General features: G+C 36.6%; 16 protein-coding genes. All 16 read left to right on the top strand.

All coding sequences use genetic code 11. The annotated features are described in order from the left end of the window. Nucleotides 1-202 precede the first annotated feature (202 nt). Nucleotides 203-829, top strand: a complete 627-nt coding sequence (locus VS182_RS00215; RefSeq protein WP_479484559.1) for an MBL fold metallo-hydrolase — start codon at nucleotides 203-205, stop codon at nucleotides 827-829. Between the two features lie 19 nt (nucleotides 830-848). Then, nucleotides 849-1829, top strand: a complete 981-nt coding sequence (locus VS182_RS00210; protein ID WP_479484558.1) for a COX15/CtaA family protein — start codon at nucleotides 849-851, stop codon at nucleotides 1827-1829. A 43-nt stretch (nucleotides 1830-1872) separates the two neighbouring features. Then, a complete protein-coding gene (ribD, locus tag VS182_RS00205) occupies nucleotides 1873-2973 on the top strand; it encodes a bifunctional diaminohydroxyphosphoribosylaminopyrimidine deaminase/5-amino-6-(5-phosphoribosylamino)uracil reductase RibD (RefSeq protein ID WP_479484557.1) in 1101 nt (366 codons plus the stop codon). Nucleotides 2974-2996: 23 nt separating this feature from the next. Then, on the top strand, nucleotides 2997-3641 hold the full coding sequence (locus VS182_RS00200; RefSeq protein ID WP_479484556.1) for a riboflavin synthase: 645 nt from the start codon (nucleotides 2997-2999) through the stop codon (nucleotides 3639-3641). Between the two features lie 3 nt (nucleotides 3642-3644). After that, nucleotides 3645-4862: a bifunctional 3,4-dihydroxy-2-butanone-4-phosphate synthase/GTP cyclohydrolase II gene (locus tag VS182_RS00195; RefSeq protein WP_479484555.1), complete on the top strand. Its 1218-nt coding sequence runs from the start codon at nucleotides 3645-3647 to the stop codon at nucleotides 4860-4862. A 3-nt stretch (nucleotides 4863-4865) separates the two neighbouring features. Next, nucleotides 4866-5342, top strand: coding sequence for a 6,7-dimethyl-8-ribityllumazine synthase (gene ribH, locus VS182_RS00190; protein ID WP_479484554.1), 477 nt, complete (start codon nucleotides 4866-4868; stop codon nucleotides 5340-5342). 465 nt (nucleotides 5343-5807) lie between these two features. Next, complete coding sequence (locus VS182_RS00185) at nucleotides 5808-6440, top strand: hypothetical protein (protein WP_479484553.1); 633 nt, start codon at nucleotides 5808-5810, stop codon at nucleotides 6438-6440. Nucleotides 6441-6814: 374 nt separating this feature from the next. Next, entirely contained in the window at nucleotides 6815-8464 is a 1650-nt protein-coding gene (locus tag VS182_RS00180) for a S8 family serine peptidase (RefSeq protein WP_479488706.1), read from the top strand. A 275-nt stretch (nucleotides 8465-8739) separates the two neighbouring features. Further along, a complete protein-coding gene (gene rpmG / locus VS182_RS00175) occupies nucleotides 8740-8889 on the top strand; it encodes a 50S ribosomal protein L33 (RefSeq protein ID WP_479484551.1) in 150 nt (49 codons plus the stop codon). A gap of 30 nt (nucleotides 8890-8919) precedes the next feature. Continuing rightward, nucleotides 8920-9123 carry a preprotein translocase subunit SecE gene (gene secE, locus VS182_RS00170; RefSeq protein ID WP_479484550.1) on the top strand — a complete coding sequence of 68 codons (204 nt, stop codon included), beginning with the start codon at nucleotides 8920-8922 and terminating at the stop codon, nucleotides 9121-9123. 84 nt (nucleotides 9124-9207) lie between these two features. Next, complete coding sequence (gene nusG, locus VS182_RS00165; protein ID WP_479484549.1) at nucleotides 9208-9741, top strand: transcription termination/antitermination protein NusG; 534 nt, start codon at nucleotides 9208-9210, stop codon at nucleotides 9739-9741. Between the two features lie 34 nt (nucleotides 9742-9775). Continuing rightward, nucleotides 9776-10189, top strand: a complete 414-nt coding sequence (rplK, locus tag VS182_RS00160; protein WP_479485177.1) for a 50S ribosomal protein L11 — start codon at nucleotides 9776-9778, stop codon at nucleotides 10187-10189. A 19-nt stretch (nucleotides 10190-10208) separates the two neighbouring features. Next, complete coding sequence (gene rplA, locus VS182_RS00155; protein WP_479488705.1) at nucleotides 10209-10916, top strand: 50S ribosomal protein L1; 708 nt, start codon at nucleotides 10209-10211, stop codon at nucleotides 10914-10916. Between the two features lie 35 nt (nucleotides 10917-10951). Beyond that, nucleotides 10952-11461, top strand: coding sequence for a 50S ribosomal protein L10 (rplJ, locus tag VS182_RS00150; protein WP_479484547.1), 510 nt, complete (start codon nucleotides 10952-10954; stop codon nucleotides 11459-11461). Nucleotides 11462-11573: 112 nt separating this feature from the next. After that, a complete protein-coding gene (gene rplL / locus VS182_RS00145; RefSeq protein WP_479492798.1) occupies nucleotides 11574-11903 on the top strand; it encodes a 50S ribosomal protein L7/L12 in 330 nt (109 codons plus the stop codon). A 12-nt stretch (nucleotides 11904-11915) separates the two neighbouring features. Then, nucleotides 11916-12521 (top strand): class I SAM-dependent methyltransferase, encoded by a 606-nt coding sequence (locus VS182_RS00140; protein WP_479484545.1) that lies wholly within the window; start codon nucleotides 11916-11918, stop codon nucleotides 12519-12521. Nucleotides 12522-12552 lie beyond the last annotated feature (31 nt).

Here is a 12552-nt window from a genome sequence, read left to right as displayed (position 1 = left end):
ATCTTTTTATGATAGCACATTTTATATGATCAAACACGCGATACAAAGCTAATCTTAATTCAAAATTGCATAATTATCACTAATTATAAAATAATTAGATATTTAAAGCGACAATATTTATTAAAATGCTTTATTAACCCGATTTATTAAAACTATTTTAAGTATAATATTTAAATTAATTTATAGTGAGGTGTTTTGAGGCATGTTTAAAGTACATACGTTTGTTTTAGGACCGATTGAAACGAATGCTTATCTTATCTTGAATAAAGAAAAACAGAAGGCGATTGTTATTGATCCTGGTATGAACCCTGGAATGTTACTTGATAAGCTTAAACAGGATAGGATCGATGTGGAAGCTATTTTATTAACCCATGCTCATTTTGATCATATAGCTGGTTTAGATCAATTGTGCGAAGCGACAAATGCCCCTGTATACGTACATGAAGCAGAAGTAGCTTGGTTAAATGATGCTTCGAAAAATGGTTCAGCTGTATTTATAGACGGTGGTGTTTGTTTTCCTGATATTTCACCTTATTTGGTCAAAGATAAACAAACTTTATCACTTCTTGGAACGGAAGTTTATGCTATACATACGCCTGGTCATTCACCAGGTAGTATGACCTACAGGATGGGACATAATGTTTTTTGTGGCGACCTTGTTTTTCAAGGATCTGTCGGTCGGACCGATCTTTATGGCGGAAATGCTCAGCAATTGCAACATTCTTTACAAAACTTACGTGACTTGTTACCATCGGATTGTATTCTTTTCCCTGGTCATGGACCTAATACAAACTGGAAACAAGAAAAAATGACTAATCCGTGGTTTTGAGGAGGTAATTTGCCTGGGTATGAAATCGCATTCTGTCAAGACTTCATTAATTTTTTGGTCATGGCTTTCTTTAATAGCTTCTTATATGCTTCTCTTAGGAGGAGCTATTGTTACCAAAACGAAATCTGGTGAAGGTTGTGGGAATACTTGGCCTTTTTGCCAAGGTGTTTTAATTCCTGATACTTGGTCGAATGAAACAATTTGGGAATATGCGCATCGTATTGTTGCTGGTATTACGAGTATTTGTGTGATTATTTTTATAATTTTAGCATGGAAAAATTTTAAAAAAACACCTTGGGTGCGTTTTTTGTCTATTGCCAGCATTTTTTTTATCTTCTTACAAGGCGCTCTAGGTGCTTTCACAGTCGTCTTACGGGATTCTTTAGCTAAAAATATTTTTTTAGCTTTCCATTTTGGCTTATCACTCGTTGCCTTTGCTAGTGTAGCTTTAATTTTTTTACTTGTTTTCCGTTTAAGTCGTGGTAGTAGTTCTTATATTACGATTGATGATCGCAAAAGTCCGTATCTCAAAAAAATTATTGTGGTATTATTACTATTTATTTACATTGTTGTATATACGGGAGCGCTCGTGCGACATTCAAATGCAGCCCTTGCTTGTGGTACATTTTTTCCTTCTTGTCAAGATGGTTTTTGGTTACCTGATTTAACTACACCGATGGGTATACATAGGTTACATCGTTGGTTAGCGCTTTTATTTTGGAGTTCGTTGTGCGGATTATGCTTATGGTTAAAAAAGATCAAAGCAGATCATCTATTGCAAAGACGTTTTAACTTTGCGCTGATGTTATTTACGATCCAAGCCTTATTAGGTATTTTGATTGTTAAGTTAGATGGGGCTTTATTAATTGCCTTATTACATACAACTTTTGTCGCTATTGGTTTTACTTTTATAGCTGACCTTTACTTTTTTTGCCGGTACACATCTGTTATTAATTCATTGAAATTATATGAAAAGCAAGATAAAATAAGGAGAGCATGATATTTTTTCTTTTAGCTTTATGGAGTGAGGAAATTTTACAAAAATGAAAATGCACGAAGAATGGATGTCTTTAGCGATTCAACTAGCTAAAGCTACGGCAGGTCAAACGGCTCCTAATCCTCAAGTAGGTGCCTTAGTAATTAAAGAAGGACGTTTATTGGTTTCCGGAGTGCATGTACAAGCTGGGCAATCGCATGCAGAGCGGCTTGTATTGGACATTGCTGGGGAACAAGCTAAGGGATCTACGTTGTATGTGACCTTAGAACCATGTATTCACGAAGGTAGGACGCCGCCTTGTGTAGAAGCGATTATTGCTGCTGGTGTTAAGGAAGTTGTCGTCGGTTGTTTAGATCCTGATGAACGTGCTTGCGGTCGTGGTATTACTTATTTAAAGCGGGCTGGGATTAAAGTTATTCAGGGTGTTTTAGCTAATGCTTGTTTTAAGATAAATGAAGGTTATTTTCATCATCGGCGTACTAAATTTCCCTTTGTAACAATGAAAATTGCTTCTACTTTAGATGGTCGTATCGCTTCTATTACAGGAGATAGTTCTTATATTACAGGGATGAGAGCGCGCGCTTATGTACAAAAAATCCGTCAAGCTTCTGATGCTATTTTGACAGGTATTGGAACTGTATTGGCAGATAACCCTCGTTTATATATTCACCAGCATAAAAATAATCAAACGCAGCCTTTACGTGTGATTTTAGATAGCTTTTTACGTGTTCCTATGAATGCTCGTATTTTAAAACAAAAGGAAGCACCTACGTGTATTTTTACAACAAAGATGGCTGATATGCAAAAATATAAAGCATTATCGGACAAGGGTATTGAAATATATATTTTTGATGAAGGTAACAATATATCACCTTCGTTTGTCTTGCGTAAATTAGGTGAAAAAGGCATCATAAATTTGTTGGTCGAAGCGGGTAGCAAAGTTAATGCTAGTTTTCTTCAAGCTGATTTAGTACAACGGATGATCTATTTTATTGCTCCTAAGATTTTAGGTGGCGAACATTCGCTTGTTTCTGTCGGTGGAAAAAATCCGCTTTTTATTAAAGAAGCTTGGTCCCTTAAAGATATACAATTAGAACAGTTAGATGATGACATATGTTTAAGTGGCTATGTTGTTCAGGGTAGCTGAACAAGCAAAAAAAGGGTGTTATCATGTTTACTGGGTTAATTCAACATGTTGGTAAGATAAGTACCAAAGTAAAAGATCGGATATATATTTCTTGTCCGTCTTGGCCGGTAGATTTTGTCTTAGGTGAAAGCATTGCGGTAAATGGGGTCTGTTTAACTGTTGCAGAAACAACAAAAACAGGCTTTGGTCTCGATGTAGGAAGTGTTACAGTTACACAAACAACTGTAGCAGATCTTGGCGTAGGTGCACCTGTTAATTTAGAACGATCATTAGCTGTAGGTGACCGTTTAGGCGGTCACATTGTTCAAGGACATGTTGATGGTAAAATTTTGCTTCTGGAACGTCAACGTAATGATTCATGTTGGCATTTATGTTTTTGTATCCCTAAAGCTAAACGACCTTATTGTATACTTAAGGGATCTATTGCCATCGATGGTGTGAGTTTAACTATTGCTTCGCTCATCGAGCAGTGCCCGAAGCAATATAAAAATATTGTTCGTAATTTTGAGCAATATTTTTTAATATACGTGATGATCATTCCACATACAATGTCTTACACTCAGCTTCGTACGCTCTTACCTGGAGATTTAGCCAACGTAGAATTTGACCTAATGGCAAAATATGCTGAAAATTTTTTTCGTGTTTTTAAAAAGGAATGTGGGGTATGAATTTTGACATTTTCGACGATTGAAACAGCTTTGGAAGTTTTAAAATCAGGTAAGCCTGTCATTGTGATCGATGATGAAGAACGTGAAAATGAAGGCGATTTAGTTGTGCTAGCGGAGTATGCTACAACTTCATTAGTAAATCTCTTTATTACAGAAGCTCGTGGCTTGCTATGTGTGCCGATGACTGCTGAACGTGCTTCAGTTTTAGGTTTATCACCGATGACTTATCACAATAATGATCGTTACGGGACTTCATTTACAGTTTCCGTAGATTCTAAAAATGTAAATACTGGTATTTCTGCTGCCGAACGTTCTCAAACAGTGCTCGATCTCGCTAACCCTGCAAAAGGTAGATTTGATTTTTGTCAGCCAGGACACATTTTCCCACTTATTGCCTGTGAGGGAGGCGTTCTTAGGCGAGCTGGCCATACAGAGGCTGCGGTAGATTTAGCTAAGCTTTGTCAAAAACAACCAGTAGCTATGATTTGTGAAATTTTATGTCCCGATGGTTCCATGGCTCGTCTTGATGATCTGCATAAAATGTCGTTACGTACACAAACGCCGCTCATTATGATTAAAGACCTTATCGCCTATCGTCGTAAAACAGAGAAATTGGTTCATCGTGAAGTTGATGTTAAATTACCTACGAATGCAGGTGATTTCAGGGCTATTGGCTATACGAATCAATTAGATAACAAAGAACATATTGCATTAGTCAAAGGCACTTGGTTAGAGGATGAGCCCATTCTCGTTAGGGTTCATTCTGAATGTTTGACAGGAGATGTATTTCACTCACAAAGATGTGATTGTGGTTTACAATTGGAAGCGGCTATGGAACGGATTGAACGCTCGGGCAAAGGTGTAATCCTTTATATGAGACAAGAAGGTCGTGGTATTGGCTTAATGAACAAGTTGCGCTCTTATAAATTACAAGAAGAAGGCTTAGATACAGTAGAGGCTAATCACCGTCTAGGGTTTCGTGAAGATTTGCGTGAATATGGGATAGGGGCACAAATTTTGAAAGACCTAGGCGTATCTAAAATGCGTCTCTTAACTAATAATCCGCGTAAAATAGCAGGCCTTGGAGGTTACGGACTTGAATTACATGAAGTAGTACCTTTAGAATTACCATCATACCCGCCATCTTTTAAGTATATGGAGACCAAAAAAAAGAAAATGGGTCATCGTTTAAAGTGTTTTAAAATGCCAAAGGAGGTTTAAAATTTGCGCACCTACGAAGGACACCTTCAGGCGCAAGGACTTAAGTTAGCCGTTGTTGTTTCGCGCGTCAACTATTCTATTACTAAAGATCTTTTAGAAGGTGCTTTGCATACATGGAAACAACATGGTGCTAAGGATTGTGACATAAGTGTTTTTTTTGTTCCTGGCTCCCTTGAACTACCCTTCGCGATCAATCATTTAGCAGCCAAAAAAACTTTTTCAGCTTTACTTGCTTTAGGTGTCGTAATTAGAGGTGGAACTTCACATTATGACTTAATTTGTCGTACTGTTACTAATAGCTTAACGGACATAAGTATCAAATATGATGTACCTGTTTTGCAAGGTATATTAACCGTCGAAAATTTACAACAAGCTTTCGAGCGAAGTGGTACAAAACAGGGCAATAAAGGTGCTTCAGCTGCCCAAGCAGCGATTGAACTCGCTAACTGGCAAACGACGATTCTAAAGAGCGAATTATAACAAACATGATTAAATATGTAAAAGGATAGCCCCTTTTATAAAGAGAAGGGTAAACTTCCTCTTAATAAAAGGGGCTTATATATTTTATTAGCAAAAAACAACGAAGACTATCTCTCAATTCCTTATTTTTTGGATACTTTTTTTGTTATAATGTTTAAATAAAGATTATTTTCGTGATCATTTTATTAATGAGTCTTATAAACATTTGACAACTTAAATATTTTAGAATTCATTTATATTATTAATTAGATAAATAATAAATAATAAATAATAAATAAGTCTTTTGATTAGTTGTTTATACTTGATGAAGATTGATAAAGTTTAATTATATAAATAAACATGTTATATAAATCATCAATTTGGCACTTTTATATGGTCTAGATAAAAAGTCATATGTTATATATAAAATCAACTATGTAAAAGGTTGTTTTTTCATAACCTTGCGAAAGGTGGGATGGATTATTTGTGATAAACAAGGATGTTTTAGCTTTTCGTTATAGGCTTAATTTGTATCTCGCTATTGCGCTGATTATTGTGTCATCAATATATTTATTATTTTATAATTTATTTTCTGCAAAAAAAGCTAATTCTGCAGAAAGAGTAAACAGTGTGGTGTCGAATAAAATACTAAATCCAGCTATTTTGCCTACATCAAAGCAAGTTTTTCCACAAAATATAAGTGGTAGTTTGGCTAAGGATGTAAGTGTCTTTGGTGATATTAGTATCTACTTGGGTGAAAACAGAGTATTGCAATTAAAACAATATGATCTTATCCAGATTCTTGAGAGGCACCATGTTCTTTATTTTGATATAAATAAAAGCAAAGATAAAAACCACTTATTTCCTGAAGATATGGACATTGCGGGCGTGATCGATGCTATTAAATATATTGTTAAAAATTCACGACCAGAACTTTTGCGCAATTGGTTAAAAGGTCAAAATATGAATAAACCACCTTATCGTGGTAATTTGAAAGGTGAATACAAAGGTATAAAATATATGATGGCTTTTGAAGATGGCTATATAAAATTATTTTATCCTTTGACTGAGAAAACGAAACAAAACATGAAAAACAAACGCCTTGAAAAGAAATTATAAATAGTTCAATCAGGTAATCAAAAGATATATGGTTTTTTGTAATTGTTCAATTTTTTATTTTGAAATCCCATTTATTTACAACTTAATTCTTTGATATAACGTAATTCTTTGATATAACGTAATTATTTGATATAACTTAATTATTTGATATAACTTAATTATTTTATACAACTTAATTATTTGGCACATTTTTTTTAATATTTTTTATTCTGCCATTCTACTATTTTTGATTCTACTATTTTTGGTTTGATTTTTGTATGTTTTTTAATTTTTAATTTTTTTAATTTTTAATTTTTTTAATTTTTAATTTTTTTAGTTTTTGATTAAATTTAATTTTTCTTTTTGTTTTTTAACTATAGAGGAGGTTTTTATTTTTGGCTTATCGATTATCAGCACATGGTACGTATTTATGGCGTGGCGGCGAGAAATTGCCTGTACGTCGTTCGGAACATTCATTTACGGTTATTCCTACTCATCCTAGTGAATTGACCACGATTGGTCAAATGGAAGGGGTTTTGAGTGTTCAGAGGCTTTTGCCGTATGTATATCATGTTAAAACGGATGATAAAGAAAAATGTGATATTCTAATGGGGCAAATTCGTAAAGGTTATTTGCCTAGTATCGTCTATCATGTATATAAATTAGAAGGTAGTTCAACAACCTTTTTCATTACCGACAAGCTTTTTATCGGGTTTCGTCCTGGTACAGATATTGAGACGATTGAAAGACTTTTTAATTTTTGGAAATTACACCTGATTTCTACAAAACCTGGAGATCCTCCTGTATGCGTTGTTCAGGTGACGATCCAAAGTGGTGTTAATCCGCTTAAAGTTGCTAATTGTTTGATGAAAGAAGATTGCATCGAATATGCTGAACCTAATTTAGTTAATATTATTCGGCCAGCTAGTTCTTTGGCAGATGAACTTTTCCCGAAACGTTGGCATTTGCATGTTAATCGCCGACAAGTAAATCTAGTTAAAGAAGCTTCTATTGACATTACAACAGCTTGGTCTGTTACTAAAGGTAAGCGTGATGTTGTCATCGCTGTTTTAGATGCTGGTTTTAATTTGCAACATCCTGGTTTTCAGGGTAAAGATAAGATTAAACGCATTTCAGATTATGAAATGGATATTAAACCTCCGCAAGGGCATGATTTGGCTATCTGTCATGGCACGGCATGTGCTGCTGCTGCCTTGGCTGAAAAAAATGAACATGGTGTTATTGGTGCGGCTCCGGGTTGTTCTTTTTTGCCTATTACTATGCCTTGGGTTATAGATGACTACAGGCTGATTTCTACGTTTTCAGCTATTGATAACTTGGCTGACGTTATAAGTTGTAGCTGGGGGCCGTCGCCTTCTTATGCTACTTTATGTACGCCTTTGTCCCGTTTGTTCACGCGTTTGGCTAAAGAAGGTGGTCCTTTGGGCAAAGGTTCGGTCATATGCTTTGCGGCGGGTAATGATAATGTACCTTTGTCGGAAAGAAATAATGAACAAGGTTTTCCGTATTTAGATTCCCAAGGCAATCTTCAGACGGCTACTGGTCCTTTATTCAACGGTTTTGCTAATCATCCCGATGTTCTTACCGTTGCAGCTTCAACGAGCTTGGGTAGACATGCTGATTATTCTAATTGGGGCAAGGCGGTCAATGTTTGTGCTCCTGGTAGTAACTTTCACCCTTATGATCGAAGGCAATTTGTCCCTGGTCTGGCTGTTTGGACTTTAGGTAATGAACCTGCCGGCTTTACACCTCGTAGCCATTTTACCCATCGTTGTAGCGGTACTTCCATGGCGGCACCTATTGTTGCTGGTTTAGTCGGTTTAATGCGTTCTGCTAATCCAAACTTAAACGCTAAAGACATAAGACAAATTTTAGAAAAAACAGCTCATAAGTTAGTAGATTCACATCCCGATGTACGCGGTGACCATTATGGTGATTATGATGAATATGGACATAGTTTGTGGTTTGGATATGGACGTGTAAATGCGGGTAAAGCCGTTAAAATGGCGCTTGATCTTTTATAGAGTGTTAAAAAAGAGTATCAAAAAATTGTGTTAAAAGAGTGTTACAAGAGAGCATTAAAAAGTGTATTAAAATATTTTTTCATTAAATTTCGATTTTATTTTTATTTTTTCATTTTTTGCTTCGAGCCGTAGGGTAGAGGTTAAAATATCTTGCGGTTTAATTGTATACCTTGATGGTGGTTTTCATTGACAGACAAGGAAGTGATATGGTAACGTAGGCACGGTGTCTTTTGCAATTCAGAGAGGCTTTTGTGTTTAGGGGGGTGAGGAATATAATGAGGGTCAAGATTATTTTTGCCTGTTCAGAGTGTCAAAGACGAAATTACAATAGTAAGAAAGATAAACGCAAACACCCTGGGCGTATGGCTTTTCGCAAGTATTGTCCTTATTGTAATGCTCATAAAGTCCACCGTGAAACGAAGTAATTTTTACACCACGGGAAGGGAATGGGTGGTTTGATACAACGAAGTCTTAAGGGCATGCGTGATTTTTTTCGCGGCAGTGTTCAAGAATTACGTCGTGTTCGCTGGCCTGGCAAACATGACATGGTTCGTTACACGATTGTTGTTTTTGTTATGGTTGCCATCTTGACCTTTTTTATCTTTTTAGTTGATATTTCTTTTTTAAAGGTAGTGGAATTTATTTTATCATCGTCCTAAAATATCACTTATTAAAATATTTTTGTTTTATGGTTTGTTTGTGCGTCAGAGGAGGGATACGGGTAATTTGTTCCCGATTACGGCATGGAAAAGCATTGGTATGTTGTGCATACTTACTCAGGTTATGAGAACAAGGTAAAGGCCAATTTGGAGAAACGTTTACATTCTATGGAGATGCAGGATAAGATCTTTCGTGTACTTGTTCCTGTTGAAGAAGATATTGAACATAAGAATGGTAAGAAAAAAACTGTTATGCGTAAGGTTTTTCCTGGATATGTACTGGTTGAAATGATCATGACAGATGATTCGTGGTATGTTGTAAGGAATACACCGGGTGTAACTGGTTTTGTTGGTTCTTCAGGAGCTGGTTCAAAGCCGACGCCTCTTATGCCTGATGAAGTTGTTAGTATTCTAAAACAGGTTGGTTTGAAGGAAAAACGCTTTATTACCCGGTTTCAAGTTGGTGATCAGGTTCAATTACGTGAAGGTCCTTTTGCTGGATTTTTAGGTGTGATTGAAGAGATGGATCTTGAGAATGAGAAAGTTAAAGTGCGTGTAAGCTTGTTTGGACGTAATACATTTGTTGAATTGGCTTTCATGCAGGTAGAGGAATTATAGTTTTAGGGAGGTGAATGAAGTGGCTAGTAAATCGATTACCAGGGTAGTTAAGATTCAATTGCCTGCGGGGAAAGCTACGCCAGCACCACCTGTAGGGACAGTTTTGGGACCTACCGGTATTAATTTAATGTCTTTTACAAAGGCTTTTAACGAACAAACAGCGGCCCAAATAGGTTCGATTATTCCAGTTGAGATCACTATTTTTGAGGATCGTTCGTTCACATTTATCATGAAAACACCTCCTGCAGTGGAGATGATTAAGAAAATTGCTGGGATTGAAAAAGGTTCTAGCGTACCTAATAAGGATAAAGTAGCGACGATTACGAAAGAACAAGTTTTAGAAATAGCAAAAAACAAGCTTCCGGACCTTAATACAAAAAATTTAGAAGCTGCTATGCGTATTATCGAGGGTTCGGCTCGTAGTATGGGTGTTGTTGTAACGCAATAGGTTAAGGAGGGGCTTAGCTTTGGCGCAAAAAAGAGGTAAAAAGTATAGAAAAGCTTTAGAATCTGTTGATGTAAAGAAAATCCATGAACCAACAGAAGCATTAAATTTAGTTAAACAAGTGGCATTTGCTACTTTTGATGAAACAGTTGAAGTAGCCTTTCGTCTAGGATTGGATCCTAAACGTGTTGAGCAACAATTGCGTGGATCGGTCGTCTTACCACATGGTATCGGTCGTAAACAAAGCGTTGTGGTTATTGCCAAAGGAGACCAAGCGATCGCTGCTAAAGAAGCTGGCGCTGATTTTGTCGGTGATGACGATATCATTGAACGTATTAAACAGAATTGGCTTGATTTTGATGTCATGGTTGCTACACCTGATATGATGCCAAAGGTAGGGCAATTAGGGCGTATTTTAGGTCCTCGTGGATTGATGCCTAATCCTAAAACAGGTACAGTAACAGCTGATGTTGCTAAAGCTGTTGAGGAGATTAAAGCAGGTAAAATTGAGTATAGGGTTGATAGAACGGGAAATATCCATGTAGGTATGGGTAAGGTTTCTTTTTCTGTTGAGCAGTTGCTTGATAACTTGCGTACTTTAGCTGAAGAACTTGTTAAGGTTAAACCTAGTACTTGTAAAGGTATTTATATGCGGAGTGTAACTGTTACTTCGACAATGGGCCCAGGTGTTCCTGTTGATCCACAAACTCTTTATGCTAGTACTGGTTAAAGGTATTTTTTCATTGAAGGAGGTGGCATGAAATCGTGCGAGCATCTTTAAAAAAGAAACAAGAAGTCGTGGATAACGTGGCTTCCAAGTTTAGCAATAGTGTTTCCGTCATTGCAACGGAATATCGAGGGTTGACTTCACCAGAAACGACTGAACTACGACAAAAGTTACGTGAAGCTGGCGTTGAGTTAAAAGTGGTCAAGAATACGCTTGTTAAGCGAGCAACTGCTGAAGCGGGTATCGAGGGTTTTGATGGTTATCTTTCAGGACCAACGGCACTAGCTTTTTCAAATGGTGATCCTCTTACTCCTATAGGTGTCCTTTATTCTTTTAGTCGTTCACATGAATGTTTAAAAATTAAAGGCGGTATTATGGAAGGTTGTATTGTTGATGGTCGTAAGTTGTCTAAGCTATCGAGCATACCTTCGAAAAAGGTTATGTTGTCTATGCTTTTGTCGTCGATGCAGGGTGCAGTGAGATCATTTGTTTACTTAGTTAAGCAAATAGCGGACAAAAAAGCAGCTGATGAAGCAAAGAGTGAGTAAGTCCGTTGTATGTAAATGTAATAACTTAATAATATAGAACTTTGAATCATTTTAGGAGGGTACCGTTTTGAGTAAGACAAAAATAGAGCAAATTTTAACAGATGTTGGTAATATGACCGTGGTGGAATTAAATGAATTAGTAGAGGCTATGGCAGAAAAGTTTGGTGTTAGTGCTGCTGCGCCGATGGCTATGTCTGGTGGTGCTACAGGGGATGCACAAGCCGAGGAGAAAACAGAATTTGAAGTTATTCTTTCAAGTGTTGGTTCCAGTAAAATTGGTGTGATTAAAGCAGTTCGTACAGCTTTAAACCTTGGCTTAAAAGAAGCTAAAACACTTGTTGATGGTGTACCAGCTTCTGTTGCAACAAAAGTTTCTAAAGATAAAGCTGAAGAATTGAAGAAACAACTTGAAGAAGCAGGCGCAAGCGTCGAAGTAAAATAGTTTAGCTATATTATGGAGCACTATTATACACAAAAACCAACTTCTTCTGATAGAGAGCGTACGATTGTTTTTGAGCTACGCGATGTCAAATGTTCATTTTTAACATCTGATGGTGTTTTTTCAAAACGTCGCATTGATCAGGGAAGCCAATTTTTATTGAACACATTGTGTGAAGAAAAAGTTCCTTCTGGTAACATTTTAGATCTGGGTTGTGGCTATGGTTTTTTAGGTATTGTTTTAGCTATCGTACAACCACAGTGTGAAGTTATTATGGTTGATAGCAATGAACGAGCAACGTCCTTAGCTGCGCAAAATGCTGTGTTTAATAATGTTCAGCAGCGTGTAAATGTTTTAGCTGGTAATGGCTTTATGCCGCTTCCTGCCGCTAAACGTTTTTCGCTGATGGTGTCCAATCCGCCAATTAGAGCTGGTAAAGATTTGCTTTGTTATTGGTTTGCTCAAGCACCTCATTATTTAACGGCAGATGGTTCTTTTTGGCTTGTTTTGCGCAAGAAACAAGGTGCTTTATCATTTAAGAAAATTTTGCAGCGTTTTTTTTCACAAGTTCATTGTGTGGCAAAATATAAAGGTTACTATATTTTTCGAGCAATGAATTGATCATAAGACTGTAATTTTCCCGAGATTTTTT

This window comes from Pasteuria ramosa (genome assembly GCF_056496785.1).
This window is presented reverse-complemented; position numbering and strand designations above follow the sequence as displayed.